21 protein-coding genes are annotated in these 16,960 nt (G+C 67.8%); 14 read left to right on the forward strand and 7 right to left on the reverse strand.

Features of this window, described 5'->3' with window-relative positions:
• Positions 1-112: 112 nt before the first annotated feature.
• Positions 113-1,612 (reverse strand): S8 family peptidase, encoded by a 1,500-nt coding sequence (locus ABFX45_RS23570; protein ID WP_346131946.1) that lies wholly within the window; start codon positions 1,610-1,612, stop codon positions 113-115.
• A gap of 99 nt (positions 1,613-1,711) precedes the next feature.
• Here ABFX45_RS23570 and ABFX45_RS23575 point away from each other — a divergent pair, with 99 nt between their 5' ends.
• The 4 genes from ABFX45_RS23575 (at position 1,712) to ABFX45_RS23590 (ending at position 3,864) form a co-directional block, all read left to right on the forward strand.
• Positions 1,712-2,158: a nucleoside deaminase gene (locus ABFX45_RS23575; RefSeq protein ID WP_109637175.1), complete on the forward strand. Its 447-nt coding sequence runs from the start codon at positions 1,712-1,714 to the stop codon at positions 2,156-2,158.
• A gap of 636 nt (positions 2,159-2,794) precedes the next feature.
• A complete protein-coding gene (locus tag ABFX45_RS23580; protein WP_146231578.1) occupies positions 2,795-3,166 on the forward strand; it encodes a hypothetical protein in 372 nt (123 codons plus the stop codon).
• The gene (locus ABFX45_RS23585; protein ID WP_346131947.1) at positions 3,163-3,300 is read left to right on the forward strand and encodes a hypothetical protein; all 138 of its coding nucleotides are present in this window, start codon (positions 3,163-3,165) and stop codon (positions 3,298-3,300) included. Before ABFX45_RS23580 ends, ABFX45_RS23585 begins: the two co-directional genes overlap by 4 nt.
• Before the next feature lie 48 nt (positions 3,301-3,348).
• Positions 3,349-3,864, forward strand: coding sequence for an SDR family NAD(P)-dependent oxidoreductase (locus ABFX45_RS23590; RefSeq protein WP_346131948.1), 516 nt, complete (start codon positions 3,349-3,351; stop codon positions 3,862-3,864).
• On the opposite strand, the gene ABFX45_RS23595 is transcribed toward ABFX45_RS23590, so the two are convergent.
• From ABFX45_RS23595 to ABFX45_RS23605, 3 genes are read right to left on the reverse strand one after another with little or no spacing between them, the layout of a single operon-like run.
• A complete protein-coding gene (locus ABFX45_RS23595) occupies positions 3,852-4,214 on the reverse strand; it encodes an STAS domain-containing protein (RefSeq protein ID WP_170154968.1) in 363 nt (120 codons plus the stop codon). The two genes, ABFX45_RS23590 and ABFX45_RS23595, sit on opposite strands and share 13 nt — an antisense overlap.
• A 26-nt stretch (positions 4,215-4,240) precedes the next feature.
• Positions 4,241-5,005 carry an iron-containing redox enzyme family protein gene (locus tag ABFX45_RS23600; protein ID WP_109637179.1) on the reverse strand — a complete coding sequence of 255 codons (765 nt, stop codon included), beginning with the start codon at positions 5,003-5,005 and terminating at the stop codon, positions 4,241-4,243.
• On the reverse strand, positions 5,005-6,072 hold the full coding sequence (locus tag ABFX45_RS23605; RefSeq protein ID WP_109637180.1) for a carboxylate-amine ligase: 1,068 nt from the start codon (positions 6,070-6,072) through the stop codon (positions 5,005-5,007). The genes ABFX45_RS23600 and ABFX45_RS23605 overlap by 1 nt, the downstream gene beginning before the upstream one ends.
• 49 nt (positions 6,073-6,121) lie before the next feature.
• Here ABFX45_RS23605 and ABFX45_RS23610 point away from each other — a divergent pair, with 49 nt between their 5' ends.
• On the forward strand, positions 6,122-7,045 hold the full coding sequence (locus tag ABFX45_RS23610) for a DNA topoisomerase IB (RefSeq protein ID WP_346131949.1): 924 nt from the start codon (positions 6,122-6,124) through the stop codon (positions 7,043-7,045).
• Here ABFX45_RS23610 and ABFX45_RS23615 read toward each other — a convergent pair.
• The 3 genes from ABFX45_RS23615 to ABFX45_RS23625 are packed head-to-tail and all read right to left on the reverse strand — an operon-like array spanning position 7,032 to position 8,697.
• Entirely contained in the window at positions 7,032-7,457 is a 426-nt protein-coding gene (locus tag ABFX45_RS23615) for a DUF4383 domain-containing protein (protein ID WP_170154969.1), read from the reverse strand. The genes ABFX45_RS23610 and ABFX45_RS23615 overlap by 14 nt on opposite strands.
• 42 nt (positions 7,458-7,499) lie before the next feature.
• The gene (locus tag ABFX45_RS23620) at positions 7,500-8,219 is read right to left on the reverse strand and encodes a SigB/SigF/SigG family RNA polymerase sigma factor (RefSeq protein WP_233439579.1); all 720 of its coding nucleotides are present in this window, start codon (positions 8,217-8,219) and stop codon (positions 7,500-7,502) included.
• A 13-nt stretch (positions 8,220-8,232) separates the two neighbouring features.
• A complete protein-coding gene (locus tag ABFX45_RS23625; RefSeq protein WP_109637184.1) occupies positions 8,233-8,697 on the reverse strand; it encodes an SRPBCC family protein in 465 nt (154 codons plus the stop codon).
• A 204-nt stretch (positions 8,698-8,901) separates the two neighbouring features.
• Between ABFX45_RS23625 and ABFX45_RS23630 the strand changes: the two genes are divergently transcribed.
• The 9 genes from ABFX45_RS23630 to ABFX45_RS23670 all read left to right on the forward strand — a co-directional run bounded on the left by ABFX45_RS23630 (position 8,902) and on the right by ABFX45_RS23670 (position 16,925).
• Positions 8,902-9,675, forward strand: a complete 774-nt coding sequence (locus tag ABFX45_RS23630) for an ABC transporter ATP-binding protein (protein ID WP_109637185.1) — start codon at positions 8,902-8,904, stop codon at positions 9,673-9,675.
• Positions 9,672-10,451, forward strand: coding sequence for an ABC transporter ATP-binding protein (locus ABFX45_RS23635; RefSeq protein ID WP_109637186.1), 780 nt, complete (start codon positions 9,672-9,674; stop codon positions 10,449-10,451). Before ABFX45_RS23630 ends, ABFX45_RS23635 begins: the two co-directional genes overlap by 4 nt.
• Complete coding sequence (locus tag ABFX45_RS23640) at positions 10,448-12,268, forward strand: AMP-dependent synthetase/ligase (protein ID WP_109637187.1); 1,821 nt, start codon at positions 10,448-10,450, stop codon at positions 12,266-12,268. The genes ABFX45_RS23635 and ABFX45_RS23640 overlap by 4 nt, the downstream gene beginning before the upstream one ends.
• Entirely contained in the window at positions 12,261-13,148 is an 888-nt protein-coding gene (locus ABFX45_RS23645) for a branched-chain amino acid ABC transporter permease (protein WP_109637188.1), read from the forward strand. The genes ABFX45_RS23640 and ABFX45_RS23645 overlap by 8 nt, the downstream gene beginning before the upstream one ends.
• Positions 13,145-14,245 (forward strand): branched-chain amino acid ABC transporter permease, encoded by a 1,101-nt coding sequence (locus ABFX45_RS23650; RefSeq protein ID WP_112227796.1) that lies wholly within the window; start codon positions 13,145-13,147, stop codon positions 14,243-14,245. Before ABFX45_RS23645 ends, ABFX45_RS23650 begins: the two co-directional genes overlap by 4 nt.
• Before the next feature lie 11 nt (positions 14,246-14,256).
• On the forward strand, positions 14,257-15,543 hold the full coding sequence (locus ABFX45_RS23655; protein WP_346131950.1) for an ABC transporter substrate-binding protein: 1,287 nt from the start codon (positions 14,257-14,259) through the stop codon (positions 15,541-15,543).
• A gap of 126 nt (positions 15,544-15,669) precedes the next feature.
• Positions 15,670-15,951 (forward strand): hypothetical protein, encoded by a 282-nt coding sequence (locus tag ABFX45_RS23660; protein ID WP_109637191.1) that lies wholly within the window; start codon positions 15,670-15,672, stop codon positions 15,949-15,951.
• A 51-nt stretch (positions 15,952-16,002) separates the two neighbouring features.
• Positions 16,003-16,158: a hypothetical protein gene (locus ABFX45_RS23665; protein WP_170154970.1), complete on the forward strand. Its 156-nt coding sequence runs from the start codon at positions 16,003-16,005 to the stop codon at positions 16,156-16,158.
• Positions 16,159-16,559: 401 nt separating this feature from the next.
• Complete coding sequence (locus ABFX45_RS23670) at positions 16,560-16,925, forward strand: hypothetical protein (RefSeq protein ID WP_346131951.1); 366 nt, start codon at positions 16,560-16,562, stop codon at positions 16,923-16,925.
• The last annotated feature ends 35 nt before the right edge of the window (positions 16,926-16,960 follow it).

A 16,960-nucleotide genomic window follows, 5' to 3' on the forward strand; every position in this document is an offset into this window, starting at 1 on the left:
GGAGGCCTGCTCACTCCGATTTGAACTGACGACCCTGACGACGACACTGTCGACCTCCCGACACGTCGGGGAAGAGGGAAGCTCCCACTTTCCCGACGTGCCGGGCATCAGGTCAACCGGCGGCGTTCACCGCGTCGTCCGCGAACACCCAGCCGTGACCGATGGCGTCCGCGCCCCACGTTTCCACCAGCGGCGCACCGGTCCGATGCGTCACGGTCACCGAGCCGGGTGCCAGCGGCGTCGCCGAGGCCTCCAGCCGGCGTTCCAGCTCACCAGGTCCCCACGAGGCGGGGTCGGTCAGCGTGCCGAACTGAGCATCCGCGTTGGACAGTCCGGGATTGCGTTCCAGCATCAGCGCCACCACACCGGCCACGGCGGGACCGGAGAAGCTGGTGCCGCTTTGGAAGAGGTACTGGAACGGTGCCGTGGAAGCGTTGTCGGGCGCCGCCTTCGCCGCGCACGTGCGGTTGCTGGTGGACGGTGTTGCTTGCCCGTCCTTGTAGAGCTGCGCGCACGGGTACGGCAGCAGCAGGTACCGGCCCTCGGACACGACGTCGAGGTACTGGCCCGCCTTCTGCCGCGAGGAGAACCCGGTCACGTACACCTCGGACACTCCGCTCTCGGGCACGTCGTCGAGCCACCACGTCTTGTCCGGGTAGTCGTTCCACTGCTTCGTCCAGCCGCCGGCGCCCACGGACACGACGGGCTCGTAAGCGGCCGGGAAGCCCATGCCCGCGTCGCCGGAGTTGCCCGCCGACGCCACGAACACCACGCCCGCCTTGATCGCGGCGTCCAGCGCCGCCTTCTCGACCGCGTCGAGGCCGGCACCGCCGATCGACTCGTTGATCACGATCGGCTGCTGGGGGTTGGCCTTCTTCAGCGAGGTCACGTAGTCGACACCGGCGTTGATGGCGCTGCCGAAACAACCGATCGGCTCGCACACCTTGATCGGGATGATCTTGGCGTTGGGCGCCACACCGGGAACCCACTTCGTGCCGGGCGATCCCGTCGCGTAGCCGGTGCCCCAGCCGCCCTCGTTCAGGTCGTCGGCCAGGCGGTGGCCGGTGATGGTCGCGGAGACCGCCATGCCGTGCGGGTCGCTGCCCGCGTCCCACTGACCGGCGTTGGGGTTGCCGAGCACGCCGGCGAACGCGCGCGCCTTGTCCGCCAGGATGTCACTCTCGACGAAGTAGTCACGCCAGTTCGGGTAGAAACCGGTGTCGAGCACCGCCACCCACACGCCCGCACCGGTCTCGGTCACGCCCTCCAGATCCATCTGGTCGTGCCAGTAGGGCTCGTTCGGCAACGGTGCCGCCGCCGGATCGGAGACGGCCAGGGGCGTGCGGATCGGGTCCGCGCTCACCGAAGTCACGAACGGCAGCGCGCGCACCGCCGCGACCTTCGAGCCGGGAATGGCGGCGGACGCGCCGCCGAAGTTGCGATAGGCCACGTGCACCTGGGCACCGGCGGCGCGCAGCTGGTCGAGCTGGGCTGAGGTCAGCGGCGACGCGCTGCCGACGAGGTAGCCGGACGGAGCGGGGGCGGCGGACAACGCCGGTGCCCCCGCGGCGATCAGCACCAGGGCGGCGGCAGCCGCGATGAGACGTCTCATGTGGACTCCCAGGATCATCCCCGACCCGACACGGTTTATACGCCGAACGGCCGCCCGCCGAAAGGCCTACCGGGCGCCGGAGGAAGTAGCTTGGTCGTCATGACCGCTGCATCAGACATGCTGGCCGTTGCCGTCGAAGAGGCGCGCACGGGACTGGCCGAAGGCGGAATCCCCATCGGCGCCGCGCTCTTCGACGCCGACGGCCGCCTGCTGGGACGTGGCCACAACCGCCGCGTGCAGGACGGCGACGCCTCCATGCACGCGGAGACCTCGGCCTTCCGCGACGCGGGGCGCCAGCGCAGCTACCGCGGCACCACGATGGTCACGACCCTGTCGCCGTGCTGGTACTGCAGCGGCCTGGTCCGCCAGTTCGGCATCTCGAACGTGCTGATCGGCGAGGCCACGACGTTCTACGGCGGCCACGACTGGCTGGCCGAGCACGGCGTCGGAATCACGATCGTCGACGACCCGGCGCTGATCGAGCTGATGACGTCGTTCATCTCGGAGCATCCGGAGCTCTGGTACGAGGACATCGGCCAGGACTGAAGCCTGGCTCGAAGCCGCGACGAAGATCATCTGGTAGCTTCCGGCGTCCCGCCAAACGGCCTGTTGAGAGTTTTAGTGCGTGCACAATCGGGTGTTCTCGTCGGCGGCGAGAGCGGCGACGAGTAACCATTTGGCGGCGCGCACCGGCCAGGTGCGCGTCAAAATCCACCTGATTCAGAAAATGCATATCCGTACATGCATTGGCCGCATTGACCTGCGACAACGCTCCGCCCACACTCCCAACTGCCAGCCCGTCGGCGCATGGCCGTCTGCTCGGCAGGGGAGGCGCTGTGCTGCTGCGGAGTTCGAGTCCCTTCTCGACGAACACCTCGCAGAAGGCGGCATCACCGTTCTTGTGAAGGCCACGTTCGGGATTCTGGTGGCCGGCCACGTGCTCTCCGCAGCGTTCGGTTCCGTCGCGGTGAAGACCGCGGGACTCGCGCTCGGAGCGTTGTCAGCATTGGGCGCGTTCGTGATGTTGTTGCGCGCAGCAGGCAGCACAGTCGCCGCGAGGTCGAGCGGTACCGCGCCCTGCTCGCCTTCCACTGCGACCTCTGGTACGAGCAGACCGAGCACCGGTGGCGAATCGACCACTGGGAGGAGTTCGTCGACGTACAGCCGAACGGTGACGCCCGGGTGTCCGTTGCCGTCCGGGCACTCGTCGAGGCACAGGCCCTGCCGTTCTTCCGGATCCGCCTCGGCTCTGGCAGGCACTGGTCACCGGAATGGGAACAGCGGCGCGTCGACATCACGGCCTGCAGTGTGGAAGTCGACGGCACCGGTCCCCGCTGGGAGGAGACGACTCGGTGGTTGCCCGACGGTCGTCTCGAGGTGGTCGTGCACTTCCGCGGTGCTCCACCGCGCAAAGGAGAGGAGCTGCGTCTGCTGTTCCAGGCGCAGTGGCCGGGCCGGGTGACACCGTTGATGTGTTCAGGTGGGGGCGCCCGCTCGCGCTCCTGCGCCACCGCATCAAACTGCCGCCGGGCAGCCAGGTTCGACACCAGTTGATCGGCCTGCAGACGGGCGCGGACTCCTTCGAGTTCACGCCTCCGGCCGATCGGCGGGAACCGGTGGCCGAACTCGTCGCCCGCGACATCGCCGCCGGCGCGGAGATCGGCGTGCGGCTCGACCTGACGCGTTGAAGGGCGTCTTCTCACCGGCCACACCGACCGGAGCCGTAGGTTGGGCGCATGGCTTCTGTGCTGATCGCCGGCGCGAACTCCGACCTCGGCCTGGAGACCGCCCGCCAACTGGTCCGCGCTGGTCACACGGTCTGGCTGGGCAGCGGGCACACCGATCGCGCACGTGCGGCCGGTGTGGGTGCCCTGTTCGTCCAGCTCGACGTCACGTCGGACGAGTCGGTGGCGGCAGCGGCCTCCGCTGTCGGCTCCCTCGACGTGCTGGTCAACAACGTGGCTGAACTGACAGAGCCGGGCGAGGTCACCGCCGAGGTCGTGCGGGACGCGTTCGAGGCCGGCCTGGCCGGCCTGGCCAGGGTGCTGCACGCCTTCCTGCCGCTGCTGGAGCGGTCAGCTGCCCCGGTCGTCGTGAACGTGGGCAGCCGGTCGGACCCGCTGGCCGAGGCCGCGGTCACCATGGTCACGGTGCAGTACGCGAAGGCGTACCCGCGGATGCGGATCAACGCGGTGGAGCTGGAGGAGGGTGCCGAAGGCATCCTGCGGACGATCGACGCTCAGGACGGGTAGCGCTCCGCCGCCTCGTCCATCGAGCCCAGAATCGTGAACACCGAGTCCAGCCCGGTCGCCTCGATCGGCCGCAGAGCGGCACGGGCGGAAGCCACGACGACGAACTCGACGCCGGCGCGAGCAGCCCGCTGCTGCCCCAGCACCAGAGCCTCGAGCCCTGCCGATCCGAGGAACCTCACGCCGCCGAGATCCACCACGACAGCCCGGTTCTCCGACACCACGTGACTTTCCAGAGGGGTCGTCAGCTCGCTGCTGCTCGTGGTGTCGAGCTCGCCGGACACGTGCAGCACGACGACGTCGGGTGCGATCCGGTCGACGACCACGGACGCCAGCGCGGTGGGGTCGGGCACGTTTCTCCCTCCAGAGCAAACTTCGGTCAGCACCCCACGTTAACCCTGCCCTGCGAGACCAGCCACCGGCCCCGCAGTGAAGTGCGTCCCGCCTGCAGGGACGCGTGGACGTGTTGAGTGAGGCGGGCGTGCAGTTCGTGGCACGCGGTGAAGCCCAGACGGACGTCGTCCGGCGGGCACTGCACGGGCAGCAGCTGGGCGAACGGGTCGCCACCGATGGTGTCGACGGCGGTGAGGAAGCCGACCAGGGCACCCACCAGGCGCTGGTGAAGGCCGAACAACGACAGGGCGTTCACCAGGGAGAGCGTCAGCGCGGGCATCTCGTCGACGCCGGCGGGGTCCAGGTCGCGCACCGTCACGGTGAACAGCACCGAATGCGCCCGCGAGGACCGCGCGCCGTACGCGTCGCCCTGGATGTCGCGCAGCACCGAGCGCATCTCGCGGCGCGGTTGCCAGAACGCGTGGTGCTTGCGCAGCTCTGCCAGGCCCTCACCGGACAGCTCCGCGGGCTGGGTCGCCTCGGTCAGCGAACGCAGGGACTCCTCCCAGCGGGTCTCCAGCGCCGCGTGGAACTGGGCCAGCGCCGGGTGGTCCTCCCAGGAGGCGTGCACGTCGTCGAAGCCACGTGTGCGCAGTTCGTAGCAGATCCACAACGACAGCTGGAAGTCGTCGTCGAAGAAGATCTCCCTGGTGCCCGCGCTGACGAGCAACGCCGGCCTGGGGACCGGCGGGCGACGGAGGGCGGCGACGAGAGCCGAGCTCATGTGGCCGCGTGGAGCGGGCAGTCGCATCAGGTTTCCTCACGCGTTCGGGCGATCAGCATGTCCACAAGGGACTCGGGGTCCGGGCAGCGACGTTGCCTCGAGGCACCGCAGCCGTTGTGACGCAACCAGTCCATCTGGCGTTCCACAGTAGACACAGTGCCGCGATCGCGCAGCGCGGCCGACACGTGCTCCACGAGCTGCGCTGCCCGGTCGAACGCGGGGGAGAGTTTTCCGGTGTGTGGATCGGCGGCCAGTCCGTCGACCCCGTCGCGCGACGCCCGCCAATATGCCGCCAGCAGCACGGAATCGTCCACCCTCTGTTCGGAGGGTTCGGACACGACGAGGGCCCGGATCAGTTCCGCGAGAACGGTGACTTCCGTTGCCAGTTGCGGAATGTCCGCGACGCGCACCTCAACGGTCGGATGATCGGCCGACGGGCGCACGTCCCAGTACACCATCGCCCGGTCTATCAAGGCTTCCGAGTTGATGAGCGCCGAGACGGTCCGGTCGTAGTCGTCCGGCCCGTTCCAGTGCGGAGGCGGCCCGCTCACCGGCCAGCGCGACCACACCATCGAGCGCCAGCTCGCGTACCCGGTGTCCTCCCCGGCGTAGTAAGGGGAGTTCGCGCTCAGCGCCAGCAACGTCGGCAGCCACGGGCGCAGCTTGTTCGACGCCGCCAGCGCTTCGGACTTCGAGGAAACACCCACGTGCACGTGCAGCCCGCACGCGCCTTGCCCGAGCACGAGTCTTCGGTGGGAGTACTCGATCCGGTGATACCTGGGGTCATCCGTTCCGGGAGGGGGACCGGCCTCGCCGATCGGCGGCATGCCGACGGCCACCAGCCGGCAGCCGGCCTCGTCAGCGGCCCTGACCAGCGTTCGCCGCGCCGAGCGCACCTGCTCGTCCAGCTCTTCGAAGGAGTGGGTGATGCCGGTGGCGACCTCGATCTGGAACGGCGTCAGCTCGCCCTGCACGTCGAGGTCACCGGGAGCGCGAGAGATCTCCCTGACCCGGGGAGCCAGTGCTACCGGCCGCCGCGACTCGGGATCAACAAGAAGGAACTCTTGTTCCACACCGACCGTGTAGTGACTCATCGGCGAGCGGGTACCCGCGTTCTGTGCTGATCAACCACGAGGTGCCCGAATGAGACTGCGCCGCAGCGACCCGGCGGGGCCGGGCTGGACCCGCCGCCGGCACGGCGGCGGTTTCCGCTATCTCGACGCGCAGGGCAACGCCCTCACGGCGGACCAGCTGGCGAGGGTGAAAGCCCTGGTCATCCCACCCGCGTGGCGCGACGTCTGGATCTCTCCGCACCCCAACGGCCACATCCAGGCCGTCGGCTACGACGACGCGGGCCGCCGCCAGTACCTCTACCACGAGAAGTGGCGCACCGACCGGGACGCGGAGAAGTTCGACCGCGTCCTGCGGCTCGCCCCGCGACTGGGGAAGTTCCGCGAGCAGATCGAGAAGGACATGAAGACGCGTGGCCGCAAGCGGTTGCTCGCCATCGCGCTGCGCATGCTCGACCTCGGCGTCTTCCGCGTCGGCCACGAGGAGTACGCCGAGGAGAACGGCACTCATGGCGTCGCGACCCTCCTCTGCGAACACCTCAGCGTGCGCGGTGACCGGGTCAGGTTCCGCTTCCCGGCCAAGCACGGCGTCGAGGTGGACGAGGAGATCACCGACGCGCGGCTCGCACGCGCCGTGCGGAGTCTCCTCAAGGACCGGACCCCGGACTGCCGCGTCTTCGACCTCACCGCCGACGACGTCAACGAGCGCTTCCGCGAGCTCGTCGGCGAGGAGTTCAGCGTGAAGGACCTCCGCACCTGGCACGCCACGGTCCACGCGGCCCAGGCGTTCGCGCACGCCCTGAACGAACGGGGCAAACCGTCGAAACGAGCGGTCAGCGCGGTCATGAAAGAGGTGGCCGAACACCTGGGCAACACGGCGGCCGTCGCGCGGAAGTCCTACGTGGACCCACGTTTGACCGGAGCGTTCGAACGCGGCGAGGTCATCAGCAACGGCGATCCGGAGCGTGCCGTGCGGAAGCTGCTCAGGAAGCCTTGAGCGCCGCCACCCGGTCGCACTGGCGGCACCAGACGGCACCCTGCGCCGCCGCCAGCGCCGCGAACCCGGTCAGCAGGTGCAGCGCGTTGCTGCCGGAGTTCACGTTGAGCACGTTCACAACGCCCTCGTCGTACCTGGCCGTCCCGATGCCGAAGACGATCAGCGACACCGCGGCGACGAGCAACGCGGAGGAGCTGAGTGCTTTCAAGCTGCGAAAGGTGAGCAGCAGTGCCGCGCCCAGCACGACGTGGACGGTGTTCTGCAGCGGGTTCACCCGGAGCAGGAGAACCCAGGTGTCGGACTCGCCGGCGAACGGCGAGAAACCCGTCACGAAGAACCCGGCGACCCCCCAGAGGACGAGCAGGGTACCAGTGCTGATCGCCAGCTTCTGGGGCCACCGCAACCGGTTCATGCCGTCAGTATCGCGAAGACCGGACATTCGCGCTCGCCCATTTCATTCGTCTGCCAGAAGGTCGTTGCGCAGCTGTTCCAGCGACTTGGTCAACAGCCGCGAGACGTGCATCTGGGAGATCCCGACGCGGCGCGCGATCTCCGTCTGGGTCAGCCGGCCGAAGAACCGCAGCACCACGATGGTCCGCTCACGGCGGGGAAGGCCCCGCAGCATGGGCTGCAGGGCCTCGTGGATCTCCACGCCTTCGAGCGCCGGGTCGTCGACCGTCGAACCTTCGAGGGAGTCGAGTGGCGCGAACGCGACGTTCTTCTCCACTCGCAGGCCCTCGTAGACGTCGGAAAGAGGAATCCCCAGGTGCCGGGCGATCTCGGAGGGAGTCGGAGATCGCCCGGTCTTGTGCGACAGCTCGGCAGTCGCGCCGTCGATCGAGTCGCACAGCTCTTTCAACCTGCGCGGCACCCGCACCGCCCAGCACTGGTCGCGGAAGTGCCGCCGCACCTCGCCGGTGATCGTGGGCACGGCATAGGACAGGAAGTCCGTCTGCCGGCCCACGTCGTACCGGTCGATGGCGTTGATCAGTCCGACCGCCGCCACCTGGGCGAGGTCTTCCATCGGCTCGCCGCGTTCGCTGAAGCGGCGGGCGATGTGACGGGCGAGCGGGAGGTACTCGCGCACCAGCCGATCTCGCAGCGCGTAGTAACGCGGCGAGTCACGGCCGGTGCGGGCGAGTTCCTCGAACGCCGCCTGTTGATCTGGGGTCAACGCACACCGCAGATCAGACCTGGGGCGGCGGCGTGACGTCGCCCCGCCATGCGCCGGTCTCGGTGCCCCGGTTCTCGATGAACTCCTTGAACCGCTTCAGGTCACCTTCGATCCGGTGGCCGACGACGCCGAGCGCGGCGCCCGCCTTCTCGGTCAAGGTCTCCGGGTCGTACTCCATCTGGAGATGAACCCTGGTCGTGTCGTTGTCGAGCCGGTGGAAGGTGACCACGCCACCCTGCGGAGGCCCGTCGACCGTGGTCCACGCGACGCGCTCGTCCGGGTGCTGCTCGGTGATCTCCGCGTCGAACTCGCGGACGACGCCGCCGATCTTCGTGGTCCAGTGGGTCCTGGTCGGCGTGACCTGGTCGATCTTCTCGACGCCGTCCATGAACGCCGGGAAGGACTCGAACTGGGTCCACTGGTTGTACGCCGTGCTCACAGGCACGTGGACATCCACCGACTTCTCAATGGTGGTCACGAAACCTCCTCCTCTTCATCATTTTGTCGTCGAAGAGTGAGTACCCGAGCCACGCGTTGTTACACATCGTGCCCGGTCCACACTGGACGGACACGGAGAGTGGTGGACCAATCGCGATTTGCGCATCACGAAATCGCGCACAGTAGTCATATCGGACGTGATCCACGTCATACTGATCGGCATCGCAGGCCCTAGGAGGCGCCGGTGCTCGAGGCGAACAACCTTGAGGTTGTCTACGACGACGTGATGCTGGTGCTCCGCGGCGTGAGTCTCAAGGTGCCCAAAGGTCGCGTCGTCGCCCTGCTCGGAGCGAACGGAGCAGGGAAAACAACGTTGATGAGGGCTTTCAGCGGCCTCCTCGACGTGCACGACGGCAAGGTCACCAAGGGCTCGATCACGCTCGACGGTGAACCGATCCACCGACTCTCACCAGCGAAAATAGCCGACAGGGGCATCAAGCAGGCCCTGGAGGGCCGCAGAATCCTCGCCGAACTGACCGTCGAGGAGAACCTCAAGGTCGGTGGCCACGCCAGGCCGAAGCGTCTCAAGCAGAACCTCGAGCGCTGCTACGAGCTCTTCCCTCGGCTCCTGGAGAGACGCAGGCAGAGCGCCGGCTACCTGTCCGGTGGCGAGCAGCAGATGCTGTCGATCGGCCGCGCGCTCATGTCCGAACCCGAGTACCTGCTGCTCGACGAGCCCAGCCTCGGTCTCGCGCCGCTGCTCGTGCAGCAGATCCGCGACCTGGTCGTGAAGATCAACGAACAGGGCACCACCGTCCTGCTGGTCGAGCAGAACGCCAGCATGGCGCTCTCCATCGCCGACCACGGGTACGTGCTGGAGACCGGCAAGGTCGTCATGGACAAGCCGGCGGAGGCCCTGCTGGCCGACGACGACATCCGCGAGTTCTACCTCGGCCTCGGCACCTCCTCGTTCCGTGCGGTCAAGCACTACAAGCGCAGGAAGCGGTGGCTGTCATGAGCGTTCTCGAGGTCACCGACATCAGGCTCGCCTTCGAGGGCGTCATCGCCGTCGACGGGGTGTCGTTCGAGGTCGGCGAGAGCGAGCTCTTCGCCATCATCGGCCCGAACGGCGCGGGTAAGACGTCCATCTTCAACGTGCTGAGCGGCGTCTACCGGCCGCAACAGGGCACCGTGCGGTTCAACGGCGAGGATCTGATCGGCATGCGGCCGCACCGGATCGCCGCCAGGGGCATGTCCCGCACGTTCCAGAACATCGAGCTGTTCTCGCACCTCACCGTGGTCGAGAACCTCATGCTCGGCCGCCACAACCACATGCGCTACGGCGCCCTCAGCGCGTTCCTGTGGCTCGGGAAGGCCCGCGGCGAGGAGCTGAAGAACCGGGCGGCGGTCGAGGACGTCATCGACTTCCTGGAGCTGGAGCAGTGGCGCCGGTACCCGGTCGGCCTGCTGCCCTACGGCGTGCAGAAGCGCGTCGAGCTGGGCAGGGCGCTCGCGATGGAGCCGCGGTTGCTGCTGCTCGACGAGCCGGTCGCGGGCATGAACGTCGAGGAGACCGAGGACATGGCCCGGTTCATCCTCGACGTCCGCGAGGAGCTGAACATCCCGATGATCATGGTGGAGCACGACATGGGCCTCGTGATGGACCTCGCCGACCGCGTGATGGTGATGGACTTCGGCCGCCCGATCCGCACCGGCACGCCCGCCGAGGTGCAGGCGGATCCGGACGTCGTCCGCGCGTACCTGGGTGAGCAGCACCGGAGCGTGACGACATGACCACCACCGTCGTGACCCGCGTCAAGAACAGGGCGGCCAACACCCCTGACCAGATCGCGTTGCGCGCCAAGGACTTCGGCATCTGGCAGGAGGTCTCCTGGGCCCAGTACTGGGCGAACGTCGAGCTCGTCGGCGACGCGCTGCTCGCACTCGGGCTGCAGCCGGGCGACCGGGTGGCGATCCACTCGGAGAACCGCCGCGAGTGGCTCTACGCCGACCTCGGCATCGTCGCGGCGCGCGGCATCACGGTCGGCCTGTACCCGACGAACCCGCCGTCCGAGGTCGCCTACCTGCTGTCGCACTCCGGCGCGCGGATCCTCATCGCCGAGGACCAGGAACAGGTCGACAAGGCGCTCGCGGTGCTGGAGGACACCCCCGACCTGGAACGGATCGTCTACCTCGAACCACGAGGCATCAAAGGGCGCTACGACAACCCGAAGCTGTTGTGGTGGGACGACTTCCTCGCGATGGGCGCGCGGTACCGGGACGAACACGGTGACGAGCTCGCGAAGCGGATGGCGGCGACCGAGCCCGACGACGTGATGACCTTGATCTACACCTCCGGCACCACCGGGCCACCCAAGGGCGCGATGCTCACCGTGGCGAACGTCGAGTTCGCCGTCCATGTGCTGGTGGAGGGCGGCGGTTTCACTTCGCCACCGCCGTCCTCCGCCGACGTCACGCTGTCGTACCTGCCGTTGTGCCACGTCGCCGAACGCATCTTCACGACGTGGTTCAGCGCGGCTTCCGGTGTGCAGGTGCACTTCGCCGAGTCCATCGAGACCGTGCAGGCGAACCTGCGCGAGGTGCAGCCGACGATCCTGTTCGGTGTGCCGCGCATCTGGGAGAAGGTGCTGGCGGGCGTCACGATCGGCGTGTCCAGCGCGTCGTGGCTCAAGCGGACGGTCACCCGGTTCTGGTTGCGAAGAGCGGAAAGCATCGGTGAGACGCTCGTCCGGACCGGCGGCAACCACACCGCGTCGAGCAGGTTGGTCTACGCGATCGGCTGGCTGTTCTGCTTCCGCGCGCTGAAGGCCCGGATCGGTATGAGGTACGTGCGCTACGCGTCGTCCGGTGCCGCGCCGATCGCACCGGACGTGCTGAAGTTCTTCATGGGCATCGGAGTTCCGATGCACGAGGTCTACGGCATGACCGAGAACACCGCCGTGGCAACGGGAAACCGGCCGGGCAGGGTCAAGGTCGGCACCGTCGGCGAGCCGCAGCCGGGCATCGAGCTGCGGATCGACGAGGAGACCGGCGAGATCCTCACCCGGCACGGCGGCACGTTCGCCGGCTACTGGCGCGATCCCGACGCGACCGCCCGCGTGATCACCGACGGCTGGCTGCACACCGGCGACGTCGGTGAGTGGGTCGACGGGACGCACGTGAAGATCACCGACCGGATGAAGGACATCATCATCACCGCGGGCGGCAAGAACATCGCGCCGTCCGAGCTGGAGAACGCGCTGAAAACCTCCCCGTACATCAAGGAAGCCGTGGTGATCGGCGACCAGCGGGCGTACCTGGTGGCGTTGATCGGCATCGAGCACGAGACGGTCGGGCACTGGGCGCAGCAGCGCAAGATCCCCTACACCACCTACCGGGACCTCTCGGAGAAACCCGAGGTGCTGGAGCTGGTGCAGAAGATCGTGAACGACGTGAACGCGAAGTTCGCCAACGTCGAGCAGATCAAGAAGTTCCGGATGTTCCCCAAGGAGCTCGACCACGAGGACGGCGAGCTGACCGCGACGCAGAAGGTGAAACGGGCCGCGCTGGGCAAGATGTTCGACGACCTCGTGGAGAGCATGTATGGATGAGTTTCTCCAGTCGTTGATCCGGGGTCTCGGCACCGGGTCGATCTACTCGTTGCTCGCGCTCGGCTTCGTGATCATCTACAAGTCGACGCAGGTGATCAGCTTCGCCCAGCCGGCGTTCATGCTGGCCGGTGCGGTGCTGGTCTCGTACCTGGCGCCCGCGGTCTCGTTCTTCGGCGCTGTGCTGGTGGCCGCGGTGGTGATCGCGGTGCTGGCGTTGGGTGTCGAGCGCACGGTGCTGCGGCCGATGGTCGGCAAGCCGGTGTTCGTCGTCGCGATCATCACGATCGGCGTGGACGTCGTGGTCAGAGTCGTGACGAACGCGTTCATCGGCCTGGACGTGCGGCAGGTCGGAGATCCGTGGGGACTCACGACGGTGAACTTCCTCGGTGCCGAGGTGCAGCAGCGGTACCTGGTGATGATCGGGACGACCGCTGTCGTGACCGTCGCGTTGTTCCTGTTCTTCCGGTACTCGCGGATCGGGCTCGCGATGCGGGCCGTCGCGTACGACCAGGAAGTCGCCCTGGCGCAAGGCATTTCGGTCGGGTCGGTGTTCGCGTTGTCGTGGGCGCTGGCCGGTGGGCTGGCCGCGTTGGCGGGTGTGTTCGTGGCGACCGGCGCCGGTGTCGACCAGCAGCTGTGGATCGTGGCGCTGAAGGCGTTGCCCGCGATCATCCTCGGTGGACTCGAGTCGCTGGGCGGTGCCGTCGTCGGCGGGCTCGCGGTCGGGATCGTCGAGTCGCTCTTCGGTACCTACCAGAACGACTTCGCGCCGTGGCTTGGGCCGAACTTCGCCCTCGTCGCGCCGTACGCGTTGATGCTGCTGGTGTTGCTCGTCAGACCATACGGGTTGTTCGGCAAGAGGGAGGTCGAACGGCTGTGAAGGGTCGTCCTGAGCTGTACACCTCTTATGCGCAAGACATGGCGTTCCTCAACACGCGCCCCAAGCGGGTCTCCGTGTCGGCGCTGGTCGTTCTCGCTCTCCTGATCCCGTTTCTCATCACCGACGACCTGCTGCAGCTGCTGGCGACGGGGTTCGTGGCGGCGATCGGTGCCATCGGGCTGAACATCGTCACCGGCTACGCGGGCCAGGTCTCGCTGGGCCACGCCTTCTTCCTCGCGATCGGCGCGTACACGGGTGCGGCGCTGTCCGGTTCCGAGACCGGGCGGGTGATCGGGTTCGGCATCACGTCGCTGCCGATCTGGTTGCTGGCCTCCGGTCTGGTGGCCGCGTTCTTCGGCGTGCTGGTGGCGCCGGTGGCGGTGCGGCTGCGCGGCCTGTACCTGGCGATCGTGACGCTCGGGCTGGTCTTCCTGGGAGAGCACGTCTTCCGGGAGTGGACGTCGCTCACCGGTGGGCCGGGAGTCGGGCGGCCCGCGGCGATCCCCGAGCTGTTCGGGGTGCGGCTCGACAGGGACAACGCGGTGTTCACGGCGGCACAACAGCTGTACCTGGTGATGTTCGTGCTGCTGGTGATCTTCGGTGTGCTGGCGCGGAACCTGGTGCGCTCGCGGGTGGGCCGGGCGTTCGCGGCGGTGCGGGACCGGGACCTGGCCGCGTCGGTGATCGGCGTGGACCTGACGAAGTACAAGGTGCTGGCGTTCGCGGTGTCCTCGTTCTACGCGGGCGTCGCGGGCGCGTTGCTGTTCGTGGTGAACGGGTTCTTCGACCCCGGCTCGTTCAACCTGCTGTTGTCAGTGCAGTACATCGCGATGGTGCTCATCGGCGGCGCGGGCACCATCTCGGGCGCGATCATGGGCGCGCTCTTCATCACGCTGCTGCCACGCATCACCAGGGAACTGCCCGCGGTGCTGCCGTTCATCAGTGGTGACGCCACCGGCGCGATCACGGTCTTCCAGCTGGAAGCCGTGCTCTACGGCGTGCTCATCATCGTGTTCCTGATCGTCGAGCCACGCGGGTTGTTCGGCATCTGGGTGCGCGTCCGCAACTACTGGCGCACCTGGCCGTTCTCGTACTGAGGAGAATCCCCATGTCTGGTAAGCGATTGGCCGTTCTGTTCACAGGCCTGCTCGCGGTGGCCTCCTGCCGGGGCGGGGACGGCGCCGCGCCACAGGAGGGCGCGGGCGGCATCAAGGTCGACTTCGGCGTCACCGAGGAGGCGTGCCCGCAGGCCGCCGACAAGTCCAAGGGCTGCATCTACCTGGGCACGATCTCGGACCTCACCGAGGGCCCGTTCAAGACGCTGGCCGTGCCGATCACGGACGCGCAGAAGGCGTTCTGGAAGCGCGTGAACGACCGCGGCGGCATCGGCGGGTATGAGATCGACGTGACCACGTACGTCAAGGACAACAAGTACAACCCGCAGATCCACAACCAGGTCTACCAGGAGATCAAGGGCAAGATCCTGGCGCTGACGCAGACGCTGGGCTCGCCCACGACGGCCGCGATCCTGCCCGATCTGGAGAGCACCCAGATGGTGTCGGTCCCGGCGTCGTGGACGTCGTTGTGGGGCTTCGAGGAGGTCGTGCTGGAGTCCGGCACGAACTACTGCGTCGAGTCGATGAACACCGTCGACTACGCCGTGGAGAAGCTCGGCGTGAAGTCCGTGATGGCCGTGCACCTCGCCGGCGACTACGGCGACGACGCGGCGGCAGGTGCTCGCATCGCCGCGGAGAAGCGCGGTCTGTCGTTCGAGAACGTGACCACCCAGACCGGCCAGGACAACCAGGGCGGCGCCGTCGACGCCGTCGTGTCGAAGAAGCCCGACCTGGTCGTGCTGACGACCGGCCCGACCGACGCGGCCGTGATCATCGGCCAGGCGGCGGCGCGCGGGTACAAGGGCAAGTTCATCGGCACCTCGCCGACGTGGAACCCCGGTCTGCTGAAGTCGCCGGCCGCGCCCGCGATCAAGGCCCTGTACCTGCAGTCGGCGCCGTGGAAGGCGTGGGCGACCGAGTCCGTCGGCCACACCGCGATGCGCGCCGCGCTGCCCGGTGTGACGCCGAACGACGGCTACACCGCCGGCTGGGTGTGGGCGTACCCGTTGAAGGCGGCGCTGGAAAAGGCGGCGGAGAACAAGGACCTGACGCGTGCCGGAGTGTTGAACGCGGTGCGTTCACTCAGCTCGGTGGACTACGAGGGAATGCTTCCTTCGGGTGCAGGCAATTTCTCCGCTTCTCCGCAGGACGCACTGTTCCGTCAGTCACTGATCTACCGCCCGGACGACGCCGCGCCGACCGGAGTGACGCTGGTGGAGGACTTCTTCACCGGTTCGACCGCTAAGGATTTCAAATTCGAGAAGCCCTGTTACCAATGAACCGAACGGGTGACACCTACCGCTGACGGCCCGCCTTTCTGGCTAGTCTCGCTGGTGAGATGTTGCTAGGAGGTTGCAGCGGTGTTGACGTGCGTTGAAGTTCGCCGTGCCGCAGGAGGCCTCCGGTTGTTCGTTCGCCCCCCGGCCGCGCTGCGCTGGAGCGCGCGGCTGGGGTACGAGCGGGTGTCGGAGCTGCTGACCGCGATTCGTCAGGCCGAGTCGTGCACAGTCCGGGACGTCGTCCAGCAGGATCTGACCCTGCGGTACGTGCCGGACCAGCGCACCGGTGAGGCCGTGCTGGCGTGCGCCACCGGGTCCGTCCTTCTGGATCGTGACGAGGTGTCCGCGCTGCACGACACGTTACGGGCGCACATGCCGGACCGGATGCGTCCCCTGCCCACCCACTGATCGTTTCAGTCACAGGGGATGATGTGCGTCCCTGTGGTGGAAGGAAGCTGGATGGCAGAGCAGTACCGCGTGAGGTGGATTTACGAGGGCAGCGAGATCGGGACGTACTCCACCTATGATCTTGCCGGCGCCGAACGCTACATGGCCAAGGTCCTGGAGGACCCGATCGCTCAGGACGTCCGGATCGTCGAGGCCGACGCGGAGTAGCCGGCCTCCGTGCGGTCGCCTCGTCAGGGTTCACTCCGGAACCGTTCGGCTGGAGTGCGCCTGCCTTGGCGGAAAGCCGCGAGACCGGCATCGAAACCCGTCGCGGACCCCACGAACAGAACCGTCTCGTCGCATCCCACGAAGATGGTTCCTCCACCTCGGACGCCGGTCTGCCACACGCAGATCCCGAGTCCGTCGGGCAACTCCCGCACCGTGAGCGCCCCAGCAGGGCCGAGATCCCCGAAGAGCCTCGCTGCTGTGCGGGTCAGGCGTTGGACATCCATGTGGCGCTCCCTCGTTCCCCCGGAACGTACCTTTTCACGTGGGCGAGGCAGACTGGTTGACGGCGCCACCGCGGCCGCTGCTTTCCAACCTTCCGCATCCTGACGAAGGAGCTTGTTGTGGATGCCGCCACGGCTCGGTTCATAGGGACCATCGCGGCGTTGCCGCCCGAGACGCTCGCCGCCGCGTTCGACCACGCCGTCGGCCTGCGCCGGCAGGGCGGCCGTGAGGCGAGCCGTGCCCTCAGGCTCTCGGCGTCGGAGAACTCCGAGCTCGATCACGCCGTGAGGTCGGCGCTGCTTCCGCGCAGTGAGGAACTCGACGCGTACCGCGCGGGACTCCACTCGGACGCCAAGTCCGTCTGCGTGATCGCGGCCAGGGCCGTGCGGAAACCCGCCGGGCTCTCAGCCGAGCAGTACGCCCTGCTCACCGCCCCGTTCACCGCCGTCGGCGTCGCCGTCCCCGCCGCCGCCGCAACCAGCTGATCGCTTCCGCACGAGGTTCGGGTGCGGCTGCCCGT

This window comes from Lentzea roselyniae (genome assembly GCF_039537795.1).
Lineage (GTDB): Bacteria > Actinomycetota > Actinomycetes > Mycobacteriales > Pseudonocardiaceae > Lentzea > Lentzea atacamensis.